The organism is Salipaludibacillus sp. CF4.18, from assembly GCF_051262595.1.
Lineage (GTDB): Bacteria > Bacillota > Bacilli > Bacillales > Salisediminibacteriaceae > Salipaludibacillus > Salipaludibacillus neizhouensis.
Genome location: NZ_JBIMEV010000054.1, coordinates 1 through 15,425 on the forward strand (window position 1 = coordinate 1; position 15,425 = coordinate 15,425).

The 15,425-nt window shown below is 38.8% G+C and carries 11 protein-coding genes; 9 read left to right on the top strand and 2 right to left on the bottom strand.

Features of this window, described 5'->3' with window-relative positions; all coding sequences use genetic code 11:
- Positions 1 to 227, top strand: a 227-nt coding sequence (locus tag ACHABW_RS21290; RefSeq protein ID WP_435758368.1) for a hypothetical protein, incomplete at its 5' end; no start/stop codon positions are given.
- Positions 228 to 801: 574 nt separating this feature from the next.
- On the opposite strand, the gene ptsG is transcribed toward ACHABW_RS21290, so the two are convergent.
- Positions 802 to 2,847, bottom strand: coding sequence for a glucose-specific PTS transporter subunit IIBC (ptsG, locus tag ACHABW_RS21295; protein WP_435758370.1), 2,046 nt, complete (start codon positions 2,845 to 2,847; stop codon positions 802 to 804).
- Between the two features lie 228 nt (positions 2,848 to 3,075).
- The gene (gene glcT / locus ACHABW_RS21300) at positions 3,076 to 3,912 is read right to left on the bottom strand and encodes a glucose PTS transporter transcription antiterminator GlcT (RefSeq protein ID WP_435758372.1); all 837 of its coding nucleotides are present in this window, start codon (positions 3,910 to 3,912) and stop codon (positions 3,076 to 3,078) included.
- Positions 3,913 to 4,408: 496 nt separating this feature from the next.
- Between glcT and secA the strand changes: the two genes are divergently transcribed.
- The 8 genes from secA to ACHABW_RS21340 all read left to right on the top strand — a co-directional run bounded on the left by secA (position 4,409) and on the right by ACHABW_RS21340 (position 15,278).
- Positions 4,409 to 6,931 (top strand): preprotein translocase subunit SecA, encoded by a 2,523-nt coding sequence (secA, locus tag ACHABW_RS21305; protein ID WP_435758374.1) that lies wholly within the window; start codon positions 4,409 to 4,411, stop codon positions 6,929 to 6,931.
- Between the two features lie 148 nt (positions 6,932 to 7,079).
- Positions 7,080 to 8,181 (top strand): peptide chain release factor 2 gene (gene prfB, locus ACHABW_RS21310; protein ID WP_110938727.1). Its coding sequence is split into 2 segments (ribosomal slippage): positions 7,080 to 7,151 and positions 7,153 to 8,181, totalling 1,101 coding nucleotides; the frame shifts between segments, so codons are not numbered across the junction.
- A 407-nt stretch (positions 8,182 to 8,588) separates the two neighbouring features.
- Positions 8,589 to 9,485 (top strand): YitT family protein, encoded by an 897-nt coding sequence (locus ACHABW_RS21315; protein ID WP_435758376.1) that lies wholly within the window; start codon positions 8,589 to 8,591, stop codon positions 9,483 to 9,485.
- A gap of 58 nt (positions 9,486 to 9,543) precedes the next feature.
- Positions 9,544 to 9,885: a c-type cytochrome gene (locus ACHABW_RS21320; RefSeq protein ID WP_435758378.1), complete on the top strand. Its 342-nt coding sequence runs from the start codon at positions 9,544 to 9,546 to the stop codon at positions 9,883 to 9,885.
- 503 nt (positions 9,886 to 10,388) lie between these two features.
- The gene (gene ftsE / locus ACHABW_RS21325; protein ID WP_435758380.1) at positions 10,389 to 11,075 is read left to right on the top strand and encodes a cell division ATP-binding protein FtsE; all 687 of its coding nucleotides are present in this window, start codon (positions 10,389 to 10,391) and stop codon (positions 11,073 to 11,075) included.
- Entirely contained in the window at positions 11,065 to 11,958 is an 894-nt protein-coding gene (ftsX, locus tag ACHABW_RS21330; protein WP_435758382.1) for a permease-like cell division protein FtsX, read from the top strand. The genes ftsE and ftsX overlap by 11 nt, the downstream gene beginning before the upstream one ends.
- 113 nt (positions 11,959 to 12,071) lie before the next feature.
- The gene (locus ACHABW_RS21335) at positions 12,072 to 13,553 is read left to right on the top strand and encodes a murein hydrolase activator EnvC family protein (RefSeq protein WP_435758384.1); all 1,482 of its coding nucleotides are present in this window, start codon (positions 12,072 to 12,074) and stop codon (positions 13,551 to 13,553) included.
- A gap of 249 nt (positions 13,554 to 13,802) precedes the next feature.
- The gene (locus ACHABW_RS21340) at positions 13,803 to 15,278 is read left to right on the top strand and encodes a S41 family peptidase (protein WP_435758386.1); all 1,476 of its coding nucleotides are present in this window, start codon (positions 13,803 to 13,805) and stop codon (positions 15,276 to 15,278) included.
- Positions 15,279 to 15,425 lie beyond the last annotated feature (147 nt).

The window sequence follows — 15,425 nt, forward strand, 5'->3', positions numbered from 1 at the left end:
ATTTTTTTTTAGATATTGTTGTTTGCTTTCGTACAGAGGGGGCGAATCTTCGAGACCTTGCAGAGTGTTCGTTTGCTCAAGAAGGCTCACGAATCATCCACGGTAAGCGAGCGGCTGCACGCCTGTTCAGAGCAAGCTTAAGAGAAATGCAGCGGCTTCGAATATCATCTTTAAGTGACACTCACACCGATAAAACGGACATGAGTGTCACAAATAATGGCGCATAGTAACACTCAGCTGTCCGGGATCGGATTGAATGTTACTATAGAAGCGTTATAGTGACATTCAGAAGAGTTTGGTCAACCTGATGGCGCTATAGAAAGATTATACCGACACTCAGCATGCTGCAGTCGTCTAAATGGCACCAATATTAACTATCTGCTTCATTGGCCATCTTTCATATTTTAAAAATATACACAACTACAATAGTTTTAACTCATTTGCATTATTTTTGTAGTGATAACAAAGCATGGAATTTTACGGTAATGTGAGGAAAACAAAGATTCGACCATATTTTTTTAGAGGTTGTTGTTAATTACCGAACAAAAGAGCAAGACTCGTTCTAGGCGGACGCTTTCCGCGACCATCCACGGAAAGCGAGAGGAAAATTTTCTCCAAATAACCTTTGATGATTACAAAGCAACAAAATAAATACAAAAGACACTATGCGTTTTTCTTACAACGGAAATTATATAGTTTCTAAGATATTGCTTGGACTCTGTATGAAGCAAAACAACAATAATAAAAAAAGCTAGAGGGGAATTCCCTCCAGCTTTCGATACTGTTACTATTCATCACTCCTTATTTCTTAACAATTTTAACTCGATCTGTTTCTCCAGTTTCTGTTGGACCATCTTTTTCGATACTGACAGATTGTTCTTCACTTAAGTTAGTAAAGATCACCGGCGTAATAACAGATGGTGCTTTGTCTCGAATACTTTCTAAGTCAAATGTGAGAAGTTTTTGACCAATTGTTACTGTATCGCCTTGCTCGACATGCGTTTCGAAACCTTCTCCTTTTAACTTCACTGTATCAATCCCTACGTGAATAAGAATTTCAGTTCCATCAGCAGTTTCTAGACCAAGTGCATGCTTTGTTGAAAATAAGTTTACGATTTTACCGTCTACAGGAGAGACTACTTCTCCAACGGATGGCTCAATAGCAAAACCGTCACCCATCATTTTCTCAGCGAACATTTTATCAGGAACTTCGGAAAGTGGTTTAATTTCACCTTTCAAAGGCATGACGATAGAAACATTCGTTTTCGAAGTTGCTGGTGCGCCACCTTTACTGTCGCTTTCTTCTTCAGGTACAGGTGTTTTTCCACTAATAATATTTTCCATTTGTCCTTTGATCGTCTCGGATCGAGGACCAAAAATAGCTTGCACGTTTTTATCAACTACCATAACGCCAGAAGCACCAAGCTTCTTCAATCGATCTTTATCAACATCGGCAATGTCTTTTACACTAATACGAAGTCTAGTGATACAAGCGTCTAAATGAGTTAAGTTATCTTTACCGCCGAATGCTTTTAGAACTTCATATGGTAATTCCGTTTTTCCACTTGCTTTTTTAGAACTGGCTTCACCTTCAGCATCTGGCTTTTCACGTCCAGGTGTTAATAGGTTGAATTTTTTGATCATAAATGTGAATAACACATAGTAGATGACCGCAAAGATTAGACCGACGACAACCACGATCCACCATGGTTCACGTCCTGGCACGATTCCAAAGAGTAAGAAGTCAATCGCACCCCCGGAGAATGTATAACCTAGATTAACATTTAACAAATATAATACTACGAACGATATGCCATCTAAAACAGCATGGATAAAAAATAGAACCGGTGACAAAAACAAGAATGAAAATTCTATTGGTTCTGTAATACCGGTTAAGAAAGATGTTAAAGCAGCAGAACCTAGTAACCCACCAACAACTTTTTTATTTTCCGGACGTGCTTGATGATACATGGCAAGTGCTGCAGCAGGAAGACCAAACATCATGATTGGGAATTCCCCTGCCATAAAGTGACCAGCAGTTATATCAACGCCATCACTTAACTGCGCGAAAAAGATATTCAAGTCTCCACGTACAATGTTTCCAGCAACGTCTGTATATTGACCAAATTCAAACCAGAACGGCGCGTGGAAAATATGATGTAGACCAAATGGTATTAATAAACGTTTGATAAAACCGAAGAAGAATACGGCAACAACCATTGCTTCTTCCATTAAAAATTGGGATGCCGAGTTCATCCCTGTTTGGATTGGCGGCCAAATAAAGAATAGCGCTACACCAATAAAGAACGCAGCAAATGCAGTAACGATTGGTACGAATCTTTTCCCTGCAAAGAAACCTAAGAAGGCAGGAAGTTCGATTTCGAAAAATTTGTTGTACGCCCAAGCGGCGAGTGCCCCGATAATGATACCGCCAAACACACCAGTTTGGAGTGTTGGAATTCCTAGAACGAGAGCATGTGCTGGATTTTCACCTTGAAGTACACCTTCTGCAGTTAATCCTCCAATAACACCCATTGTTACGTTCATGATCAGAAAACCGACTAAGGCAGCTAATGCTGCTACACCGGAACCGTTGGCCAAACCGACGGCAACCCCGAGAGCAAAGATAATTGCTAAGTTATCAAAAACAATTCCACCGGCTGATTCCATCATACCGCCTAGGTCAGCAAAAAAGGCGTTTTCCAGGAATGGCATAAGATTAATCATATTTTCATTACCCATAGCATTACCAATAGCAAGCAGTAAACCGGCAGCAGGTAAAATGGCAACTGGTAACATTAAAGATTTACCGATTCGTTGTAATTGACCAAAAAGCTTTTTAAACATAAGTATTTCCTCCTTTTTAATTACTAAAAATAGTATGGTTATTTGGAAGTGAAAATATCATGACAACAAAAAAGGCATGAGGGAAAAGAGTGTAGTAAAAACAATAAATGGAGAAGGAGATACACTTCACCCAATTTGATTTTACACTACATTCCTTTTCTCTCATGCCTGCATTATCAGTAACACGGAAAAGAATAGCTGTTCGTATTAAGAACAATTTCCAATATTTTAATGTTCGGTACTGACGAGTCTTTGTAAATGTAAGGTAAGATAAACTGCCTCTGCATCCGGGACTGGCCTATGTAACCGCTGTTGCATGATTTTCATCAATTTCCAAGACAAATTATAACATAGAGGATATTCTTTTTGCAACACCTCTTTTAAACTATCTTGATTTTCTACGTATGTTTCTGTTTGAATACGTTCAATAGCATGATGAAGATGACGAACTAATCTTAAATAATTCATATCTTTTCGGCTGACACTTACACGAAGATAATCTTCAATGATTTGTACTAGCTCGCTAACCAGTTGCGTGTGAAGGTTAATCTCAGCCAAGTTTCTGTTTGTAAGCGCGCTGTGAATATGCAGAGTAATGAAGCCGATCTCACCCTCAGGAATTCTCACATCGAATTTTTCATTTAACCATTCTGTTAATTCTGTTGCGGCGGCGTACTCTTTCGGATAAGCAAGTTCTGTTTCATGTAAAAACGGGTTTTTAATTCCAAGACCTTGTTTGATTCTCTTTATGGCAAAGTACAAGTGGTCTGTTAGGCCTACATGAATATGTTCATTCATTACTGATCCGAACTTTTTTTCCAGTTTTTCAACAAATTCATTAATTATACCGATAAAATCCTCATCGACATACTCTAATAAGTTCATGAACTGTGTTTGTTCCTCTGTATCCTTTAGCACAAAGAATTTTTCAGCGTGCTCTCCTGCAACTTCATCTCCAGTATTTTTACCGAAACCAATACCTTTCCCTATAAGGACGACTTCTTCATAGTCAGGGTGCTCAGCAATGATCACGTTATTATTTAAGACTTTCTTTACGGATAGCAAAACATCACCTCCCATTACACTATGATGGATGAATTAATTTGAAAAACTGTTGACGTATATATTGCTGACTTATCATCATTTATGGCTGTTAAAAAATTACCGCTCGCTTTTCGCGCTGACCCCAAAGTCTCCGCGCCCCCGAATCGGAGTACCTCCGTTCGAAGTAAAACTAATTCTTCTTGTCTATGAAAAATAGCAGGTAATGAAATCGGGCACTGCTATGCTTTAATTAAAAGTATTCTCTTCATTATAGAGAAGGGATGAAGTCCCTTCAACAAATAAGTGTTTTACGATTAGATCCATCATACCATGACACTTATTAAATAATATTCTCTCATTAGAACGATACGTTGCTTGTAAGCAACTTTGCAAACTGATAAAATGAAGGGTAGTGTAAATTCTTAAGTGGCAGCTTCTATTGAATCACGCTTAAGTATAGTACGGAAACATAGAAATCCTATCGAAATAGAAATAATGAAAAAGGGAGCAATGTCCGATGCTAGGTTTACTAAGGAAGGTCATTGGAGATACCGATGCGAAACATATAAAAAAAATGCAAAAAACGATCGATCAGATTGAAGCGCTAAGTGACGATATGAAGAAGCTTTCAGATGAGGCTTTACGCAACAAAACTACGGAATTTAAAGAACGATATAAAAATGGAGAGAAGCTTGATGATCTTCTTCCAGAAGCGTTTGCGGTTGTTCGCGAGGGTTCTACCCGTTCATTAGGACTTACTCATTACCAAGTTCAGTTAGTTGGAGGAATTGTCCTTCATCGGGGTGATATTTCCGAGATGAAAACAGGGGAAGGTAAAACACTAGTCGCGACCTTGGCTGTGTATTTAAACGCCATTACCGAAAAAGGGGTTCACGTTGTCACAGTAAATGAATATTTGGCACGCCGTGACGCTGCTGAAATGGGTAAATTATATACATTTTTAGGCTTATCAGTAGGTTTAAACTTGGGTGGTATGACAAAAGAGGAAAAAAGAGAAGCATATAAAGCTGATGTGACTTACGGGACAAATAATGAATTAGGTTTTGATTATTTAAGAGATAATATGGTGACGTATAAAGAGCAAATGGTTCAACGCCCATTATATTTTGCGATTGTCGATGAGGTCGATTCTATTCTGGTGGATGAAGCACGTACACCGTTAATTATTTCAGGTTCAGCGCAAAAGACAACAGAGCTTTATACTGCTGCCAATTCCTTCGTTAGAATGCTTAAAGCGGAGGAAGATTATACGTATGATGAAAAAGCAAAAAATGTTCAATTAGCAGACGAAGGTGTAAGTAAGGCAGAAAGAGCCTTTAATATTGACAATCTTTTTGACTCGGAGCATGTGCAGTTAAATCATAATATTAACCAGGCTTTGAAAGCGCACAAGGTCATGGTTCGGGATGAAGATTATGTCGTTGATGACGGGGAAGTAGCGATCGTAGACCAATTTACTGGACGTCTAATGAAAGGGCGTCGCTACAGTGATGGGTTACATCAAGCTATTGAAGCAAAAGAAGGCTTGGAAATTAAGCGTGAAAGTATGACTCTTGCTTCCATTACATTCCAAAACTATTTTAGAATGTACAAAAAGCTTGCCGGTATGACTGGTACTGCTAAAACGGAAGAAGAAGAATTTCGTAACATTTATGCGATGAATGTTTATTCGATTCCTACGAATGAACAGATTATGAGAGAAGACAGACCTGACCTTATTTACAAATCAGCTGAGGGAAAATTCAAAGCCATCGTAGAAAAAATCAAAGAACTTCATGAAATTGGTCAGCCGGTGTTAGTTGGTACGGTCAATGTCGATACCTCTGAACTGATTGCAAATATGCTTAAGAAAAAAAAGGTTCCTCATAATGTTTTAAATGCGAAGAATCATGAGCGCGAAGCCGAAATCATCGAAAACGCAGGGCAACCAAAAGCAGTAACAATTGCCACGAACATGGCAGGCCGAGGTACAGATATTAAATTGGGTCAAGGTGTTACAGAGCTTGGTGGACTGTACGTTTTAGGGACGGAGAGACATGAAAGTCGTCGAATTGATAACCAGCTTCGTGGTCGTGCCGGACGTCAGGGAGATCCAGGTAAATCACAGTTTTTCATCTCCCTGGAGGACACATTAATGCGTCGTTTTGCTTCAGATAATATGGCTAAAATGATGGAACGTCTTGGGATGGATGAAGAAAATCCGATCGAAAGCAAAATGATTACCAAAGCAGTAGAGCAAGCACAGAAGCGGGTGGAAGGAAATAACTTTGATGCCCGTAAACAACTTCTCCAATACGATGACGTGATGAGAGAACAACGTGATGTCATTTACGAACAACGGATGGAAGTGCTAGAGTCAGCAGACTTACGCCCAGTTGTAGAAAAAATGCTGGAATCGACGGTGGAACGTAATGTTGCACTGTATACGCCAGAGTCAGAGGTGCCTGAGGACTGGAACCTTAAAGGGATGGTTGAGTATATTAATGCTACGGTATTCAGTGAGCGTGAAATTACTGAGAAAGACGTTCACGGGTTAGATTCTGAGGAAATGATCGAACTAATCATGGAGAAGGTTCATGAAGATTATGACGACCGTGAAGAGGCGTTCACGAAAGATACGATGCGAGAGTTTGAACGAGTTATTCTTTTACGGACAGTAGATAGTAAATGGACAAGTCATATTGATCAAATGGATCAGTTGCGACAAGGAATTCATTTGCGTGCATATGGTCAAAACGATCCATTGAGAGAATATAAATTTGAAGGCTTTGAGATGTTTGAAGAGATGATCGCAACTATCGAAGAAGAAGTATCTCGTTACATTATGAAGGCGCAAATTCAGTCAAATCTTGAAAGAAAACAAGTCACTGAAGGAAAAGCAGTTCACGAAAGTACTGCGGAGAAAAAAGAAACTAAGCGAAAAACTCCTTTCCGTAAAGGGGAAACAGTAAAACGTAATGATCAATGTCCTTGTGGATCCGGACAAAAATACAAAAACTGTCACGGTCAGGAACAATAGTAAAGGTTCAGAGGGTGTGTCGAAAGGTCAATAAAGATCTTCTGATACATCCTTTGAGTCAATTCCTTACCTTTTTCCGAAAAAAATAAAGAAATCAGAGATAGACAAAGGATTTTTTTAAAAACCCAATATGCAGGAGTGATTATCAATGGAATTAGTTGAAATAAAGCAAGAGTTACAAGCGATGGCAAAACGATTAGAAAACTTTAGGGGGTCTCTTTGACTTAGTTGAAAAAGAAACTCGTATCGCTGAATTAGAAGACAAGATGGGTGACCCGACGTTTTGGGATGATCAAAACAAAGCCCAGAAGGTTATTTCGGAAATGAACGGTTTAAAAGAAATGACGGAGATTTACCGTAAATTAGAGGCCGAGCACGAGGATCTCGAAGTGTCATACGGATTGGTCAAAGAAGAAGACGACAAAGAACTTGAAGCAGAACTTGAATCAGGCTTGAAAAGTTTGTTAGCTCGATTAAATGAATTTGAACTTCAATTGTTATTAAGTGGACCGCATGATCAAAATAACGCCATCCTGGAAATACATCCGGGTGCGGGAGGAACAGAGTCTCAAGATTGGGCTTCTTTGCTGCTCCGTATGTATACACGATGGGCAGATGCACACAACTTCAAAGTGGAAACGATGGACTATTTACCTGGAGAGGAAGCAGGGGTCAAAAGCGTCACACTCTTTATAAAGGGACGTAATGCTTATGGATACCTCAAAGCGGAAAAGGGTGTCCATCGCCTAGTGCGAATTTCTCCTTTTGACTCGGCGGGAAGACGTCATACATCGTTTGCTTCATGCGATGTGATACCTGAACTAGATGATAGCGTCGACATAACTATTTCGCCTGATGAATTGAGAATTGATACATTCCGTGCAAGTGGGGCTGGTGGTCAGCATATTAATACAACTGACTCTGCTGTTCGAATTACACACACACCTACGAACACTGTAGTAAGTTGTCAGGCCGAGCGATCTCAGATTAAAAACAGAGAACAAGCAATGAAAATGCTTAGAGCCAAATTACATCAATTAGAATTAGATAGACAACGTGAAGAAGTAGATGCAATTCGCGGAGAGCAGTCGGAAATTGGCTGGGGAAGCCAAATTCGTTCTTATGTATTCCATCCTTACAGTATGGTGAAGGATCATCGAACGAATATGGAAACAGGGAACACGCAAGCAGTGATGGACGGAGAGTTAGCTCCATTCATTGATGCTTACCTGCGTTCGCAAATCGGATAAACGATTGTTACGATTAATTCATAAAAGGATCTGTGTTGAGGTAAAATAATTACCTGTTCACAGATTTTTTTTATTAGGTAAAGTAGACAGCTTCCTTTTCGCCACACGTGTTAAGGGAAAACCAGCCTGCACTTGCACGAAATTACGGAAAGCGAGCGGTAATTCTTCCAAACAACCTTCGATATAACAAATACAAATTCACAAGATTAGATATTAAATTTTTTCAAAAAGAACATGTTATATATCAATGCGAATAGTGACTTGTTTTAATTTGATCGATTAAAGCGTTACTATACTCGCGTTTACAGGCTGTCATGCTGGTGATATACTCTGAAAGGATTAAGATCAGATGGCAGATTATGACTTGTGTGTTCTGTACATATTGTTTTAGAAAAAAGGTGATAATAGTGTTGAAAAGTAAACAGCGTAAAAGAAACAAAGAACCATTGACTCCACTGCAACAAATTGTCTTTGAGTTCGCTCATGTCCTTGTAGGGGCAGCCCTAGTTGCAATCACTTTTAATATATTTTTACTCCCAAATCAGATTGCTTCAGGTGGAGTAGCAGGAATCTCGACACTCTTCTACAACACGTTAGGTTTTGAACCAGCCTATACACAATGGGCATTTAATATTCCATTGTTTGTTGCCGGAATAATATTGCTCGGAGGAAGCCTTCGAGGTAGTGTGTTATATGGTTCTAAAACACTTGCCGGAACGCTTTTCTTACCTTTTATTGTTTACTTGACAAGAGGAATGGAACCCGCAACTGCTGATCCTTTATTAGCAGCAATTTTTGGTGGTGTTGGCGTTGGATTGGGGCTAGGAATTGTTTTCAAATCGAACTCCTCAACTGGCGGGACGGATTTAGCTGCGCAAATTATCGGCAAATATTCTGGTTTATCTCTTGGTGCTTGTATATTTATTATTGACGGTCTTGTTGTTGTATCGTCAGCTTTTGTATTCGGCTTTGAATTCGCTTTATACGCACTCATAGGATTATTCACGACGGGAAAAACGATTGATCTTGTTCAAATTGGCTTCGGTTATTCTAAAATGGCAATTATTATTTCTGACAATCAAGAAGAAATTAAACAAGGATTGTTAACGACAGTAGATCGTGGCGTAACAAAATTAATAGGTTACGGGGGATACACGAATCATGAAAGACCAGTCTTAATGTGTGTAGTTGGCAGAAATGAAATAGCGAAATTAAAGAAAACGATCAAAACAATTGATCCGACAGCCTTTGTTATTGTCACTAGTGCTTCAGAAGTGTTGGGTGAAGGTTTCAATAAAAAATAAAACGGTTATAATATCTAGGTAGGTTTGATAATCTTACCAAAATTTAAGGAGGGATTTTATGAAGAAATTAGTATTTGCAATTATGGGTTCAGTGCTAGTGCTTGGAGCATGCGGCGGTGATGATGCAAACAACGAAGAAGTACCAGAGAACAATAATGCTGTTGAAGAGAGCGCTGGAGGAAACGATACATATGACGCTACCAACGGTGAAGAAGTTTATGTTGGTAACTGTGCCGCCTGTCACGGGGGAGACCTTGAGGGAGCTTCAGGACCGGACTTGCACGGAATTTCTGCAGATGTTATTTTAGCTACAATTGAAGAGGGACCTGGTAACATGCCAGCTGAACTTGTTAGTGGACAGGATGCAGAAGATGTTGCAGCATGGGTTTCTGAACAATAATTAGTTATAATATGTTGTCTTGAGAGTTCAATATATCACTCTAATTCTCCATCTGAAAATATGATTAAAACCTGAAATTTAATTTTTGAGAAGGGTGCTGGAAAGTAAGTTTTTACTTTTCAGCACCCTCTTTTGCGTGGTCGGTTTTGTAATTTATGTCAGATTTATAAAAAAATTAGACTTAATGCTTGAAACTTTATGCCTATCTGGTATAGACTTATGCTAATTTTTCTTTCTACTTCGATAGTTTTCGACAATTGGTTTGTAACAATTGAAATATAATTGTAAAGAAGTTTAACTTTAAATGATGTAAATTGATGCTATAATAAAAACGTAGAAATAGATTGTCGAAATTTGATATAGTTTGCAAAACTATATTTCAATTACCTTAAATATGAATTTTTTAGAAGACATTGCATTCATGACTACATAACAATGGGACTTGTAGTCTTCATTTATGTCTTTTTTATTAACTACGATAAATATACTAGGAAGTGATGGGATTGATCCAAATGCAGGACGTGTGGAAAACCTATCCAAACGGCGTAATGGCTGTTAATGGGATTTCTATATATATCAAAAAGGGAGAGTTTGTTTATGTGGTGGGCCCCAGTGGTGCGGGGAAATCTACTTTTATTAAAATGATGTTCCGTGAGGAAAAACCAACACGGGGTGAGATATCTATTGATGGAAAAAATCTATCAAAGATTAAAGAAAGACATATCCCGTATTTACGGAGAAATATGGGAGTAGTTTTCCAAGATTTTAAGCTATTACCATCTTTAACGGTCTTTGAAAATGTATCATTTGCTATGGAAGTTATTGAGGAAAGTAAAGCGAATATAAAAAAACGTGTCATGGAAGTATTAGACATCGTTCGTTTAAAAAATAAAGCAAGATTTTTACCTCATGAGCTTTCAGGTGGAGAACAACAGCGTGTTGCGATCGCAAGAGCGATTGTTAATAATCCTTCCGTACTTATAGCGGACGAGCCTACAGGGAATTTGGATCCGGAAACTTCTTGGGAAATTATGCGCATTTTGGAAGAGATTAACGACCGGGGAACTACGATAATTATGGCAACACATAATAGAGATATCGTTGATAGCATGCGAAAGAGAGTAATTGCTATTGAAAATGGTCGAATCTCCCGAGATGAAGCAAGGGGGATGTACGGGTATGAGAGCTAGAACAGTTGGCCGCCATATAAAAGAAGGCGGTAAAAATATTATTCGTAATGGTTGGATGACATTTGCTTCTGTAAGTGCGGTTACGGTTACGTTATTAGTAGTTGGTGCATTCTTGCTGCTGATTATGAACTTAAACCATTTTGCTGATTCATTGGAAGATGATGTTGAAATCAGAGTATTCGTCGAACTTACTACTTCAGAAGCGGAACAGGAAAACTTAAATACAAATCTCGAAGACTTTGAGACTATCGATTCTGTAGAATATATACCCAAAGATGAAGGGTTAGAAACATTCATAGATAGTTTAGGTGAACAAGGCGACTATTTTAAAGGACTTCGGGATGAAAACCCATTGAATGATGTATATGTTGTTCATGCAGAGAATCCGGAAGATACAGAAGTTATTGTTGAAGAAATTGAATCTTTAGAACATGTAGAAGGTGTAGAATATGGTCGGGATATTTTTGACCAACTCTTCACGGCAACGGATTTTATTCGAATTATAGGTGTGGTATTAATCGGTGGTTTGTCATTTACGGCCATTTTTCTTATAGCTAACACGATAAAACTAACCATTGTGGCTAGAAAGAATGAAATTCAGATTATGAAACTTGTAGGAGCAACAAACGGCTTTATCCGATGGCCTTTCTTTATAGAAGGTCTTCTACTAGGTACATTTGGCTCAATTATTCCTATTGCGCTATTGTGGTTTGGTTATGTCCAATTTTATGAAATGATTGGGGAAAGCACCGGACTGGACTTCTTTGAATTTTTGCCTACTTATCCATTAGTTATTCAAAATGCCATTCTACTCTTAGGTATTGGGGCAATTGTTGGAGTTTGGGGAAGTGTCATGAGTGTAAGGAAGTTCTTGAAAGTATAAAAGAGAGGAGTTCTCAAAAAGTCTTTTTTGACCTTTCGGGAACTCCCTAACATAAAACTGACTATTTCCTAGGAAATAAAACATATATCGCCAATTTTAAAGGGAGGGTCATTATGACTCGTAAACTAGCATTGTTTTTAATAGCTGTAATACTTGCTTTAACTACATTAATAGATTTGATACATATTGAATCAGTTTCAGCTAATACAGGAGAAGAATTAAAAGAAAATATAGAAGGATATAAAAATAAACAAGGTGTTAAACAAGAAGAAGCAGAACAAACAGAAGAAGAGTTACAAGAAGTAGAAGCAGAGATGAAAGGCGTGGCTGAAGAAATCCATCAGTTGGATAATGAAATGCTAACGACTAATCAAAATATTGATGATAAACAAGAAGAAATCGATGCAACAAATGCAAGGATCGAGGATTTACGTGAAGAAATAGCAGTTCTTGAGGAACGAATTAAAGAAAGAGATGAAATTCTTAAAGAACGTGTGAAATTTATGTATCAAAACGGTGGTTCAATAGATTACATAGATGTGATTTTAGGTGCACAAGGGTTTGGGGATTTGATAGAGCGTATTTCTGCTCTTAATTCGATTGCTGAATCCGATAGAAACATTCTTGATCAACATATTGAGGATATGCAGGCAGTTGAAAAAGCTAAAAATGATTTGGAATCTGAGCTTACTAGTTTAGAAGAACAAATGACAGATTTAGAAGGTTTAAAACAGGGGCTGGAAGATCAAATTGGTCAGAAAGATGTGTTATTGGAACAACTGACGGAGCAAGGCTATTCATTAGAAGATAACCTTTTAAACTTAGAAGAAGAGAAACAGTTTTTGGCAGCTCAAGAAGAGGCGGCAAAACAAGAATTAGCTGCGTGGGAAGAAGAACAGCGGAGATTAGAGGAAGAACGTCGTAAGAAAGAAGAAGAAGAAAGACGCCAGCGTGAGGCAGAAGCACAAAGACAAGCAGAAGAAGAGGCAAGACTTGCAGAAGAACGTGCAGCTGCAAAAGAAGAACAAAAACAAGCTGAAGCTAGTACCTCAACGAGTTCATCTTCGTCAAGTAGCTCAAACAATTCTGGCTCTAGCGGTTCAAATAATTCTAAAAGTAGTTCAGGCAGTTCACCTTCAATCTCAGAAACTAAAAGTACTAAACAAGCATCGAGTGGAGGTTCTGCTACACTCCACCGACCAGCCGATGGTAGAATGACATCGGGTTACAATCCCCACAGAGTCCACCCTGTAACAGGGGAAGTCAGGTCCCACAATGGGACAGACTTTGGACGCGATGGTGGTACGGGTATTTATGCAGCCGAAGCAGGAACAGTTATTTCTGCTGGCAGGATGAATGGATATGGTAACACGATTACTATTTCTCATGTTGTAAACGGAAAAAGCATTACGACGCTTTATGCACATTTAGCTTCAATCAATGTGTCAGCAGGAGAGCGTGTTAGTCGAGGTCAAACGATTGCAGTAATGGGCACGACAGGTGTTTCGACAGGAGTTCACTTGCATTTTGAAGTACACCCTGGCGGTTACGCTGGCTCATCGTCATCTGTAAATCCTTCAAGTTATCTCCCGTAAAAAAAGATAAATAAATATTTAGTTGAATGAAGAAGAGTGTCCTTATATATACTATATTGGACCTCTTCTTTCTTTTGCATCAAAGAAGAAATTCAAAATGTTGATAAATTTCTACAGATTACCATTTTATATAAAAGTAGTAAAAGAGATGGAACTTTCAAATCTATGGCTAACTCTGTTATGATGGAAACAGTGAAAAAAGTTATACGGTGGATGACTCCATCTAAATTGTGACAAAGAGGTGAGAGTATGAACAAAAATAATATTATCATCCCCCTAATCGTATTTTTTTCTTTAGTTCTGGGAGCTGGAGGAATGTATGTAGCGATGGGGCCTATGAATGATGATAATGGTTTGGGGCAAGACGAAGTAGCGCAGCTCATTAACGGTGGCGAGACGGAAGAAGTTCTTGGCAACGTAGATGATGACGAAGAAATGGCTAAAATACAGCAAGCTATAGATATGATCACGGACAAGTATGTAGACGAAGTGGATGAATCCAAGCTGGTTGAGGGTGCGATTACGGGAATGCTTGAAACGTTAGAGGATCCATACTCCGTATACATGGATGAATCAACCGCTGAGGAGTTCATGAATTCTTTGGATTCTACGTTTGAAGGCATTGGTGCTGAAGTAAGTATGACAGATGGCCGTGTTACAATTGTAGCCCCATTTAGAGATTCACCGGCAGAAAACGCAGGATTAAGACCAAATGATAAAATTCTTGAGATTGATGGAGAAGATACAGATGGTTTGTCACTTTATGATGCTGTCCTTAAAATCCGCGGGGAAAAAGGATCCACTGTTACGCTGACAATTGAACGCCCGGGTGTTAACGATCCAATTGATCTGGACGTTGTCCGCGATGAAATTCCTATTGAAACAGTTTACAGTGAAATCATAGAGGAAGATGGAAAGTCAATAGGTGTTATAGAATTAAGTTCATTTGCTGAAAAAACAGCGACTGAGTTTGAAGAACAATTAAAAGAACTTGAAGATAGTAATATTGATGGTTTAATTATTGACGTTAGAGGTAACCCAGGCGGACTCCTTCAAGTCGTTGAGGAAATAGGCAGTCTGATTATTCCGGAAGGCGAGCCTATCGTTCAAATTGAAGATCAAGAAGGCGAGCGCATGAGACAGCTATCGAATCTTGACGGGAAAAAAGAATATCCGATTGTTGCTCTTACGGATGAAGGCAGTGCTTCAGCATCGGAAATTCTTGCCGGTGCATTAAAAGAAGCAGGCGGTTATGAAGTTGTTGGTACAAATACCTTTGGAAAAGGCACCGTACAACAAACTTTACGTATGGTTGATGGAAGCGAAATTAAGCTGACATTGTTCCGATGGTTAACTTCAGATGGAAATAATATAAATGAAGTGGGCGTAGAACCGACCATTAAGGTTGAGCAACCAGACTTCTACTATGCTACTCCATTGGATTTTGAAGAGCCGCTTACTTATGACATGTCTAATGAACATATAAAAAATGCACAAATTATGTTGGCGGGTATAAGTGAATTTGATCCTGGCAGAACGGATGGCTACTTTGATGAAGAAACAGAAGAAGCCGTTAGAGGATTCCAAGAACAAGAGGGTCTCGAGGTAACTGGAGAAATCAATGAAGAAACGGGAACTCGTTTACAAGAGAAAGTTATTGAAGCGATCCAAGGAAAAGAATATGATTTGCAGCTTGATCGTGCGATTGAAGTTATCGTAGGATAACCAGGATCTAGAACTTTCCGATTGAAAAAGAGAATTCTCTTTTTCAATCTTTTTTTTTGTTGCTTTTAATATAGGAGAAGTTCGTGTCCAATCAAGACGGCCTACCGAGCTAAAAGGAAGGATCGGGGTGGGATATGGAAATAATGG

What these genes read in the sequence shown, in the direction of transcription:
- ACHABW_RS21335 (WP_435758384.1), top strand. Translation starts at nt 12,072, where the DNA reads ATGACTCGTAAACTAGCATTGTTTTTAATAGCTGTAATACTTGCTTTA.
- secA (WP_435758374.1), top strand. Translation starts at nt 4,409, where the DNA reads ATGCTAGGTTTACTAAGGAAGGTCATTGGAGATACCGATGCGAAACAT.
- ACHABW_RS21320 (WP_435758378.1), top strand. Translation starts at nt 9,544, where the DNA reads ATGAAGAAATTAGTATTTGCAATTATGGGTTCAGTGCTAGTGCTTGGA.
- ACHABW_RS21340 (WP_435758386.1), top strand. Translation starts at nt 13,803, where the DNA reads ATGAACAAAAATAATATTATCATCCCCCTAATCGTATTTTTTTCTTTA.
- ftsX (WP_435758382.1), top strand. Translation starts at nt 11,065, where the DNA reads ATGAGAGCTAGAACAGTTGGCCGCCATATAAAAGAAGGCGGTAAAAAT.
- ptsG (WP_435758370.1), bottom strand. Translation starts at nt 2,847, where the DNA reads ATGTTTAAAAAGCTTTTTGGTCAATTACAACGAATCGGTAAATCTTTA.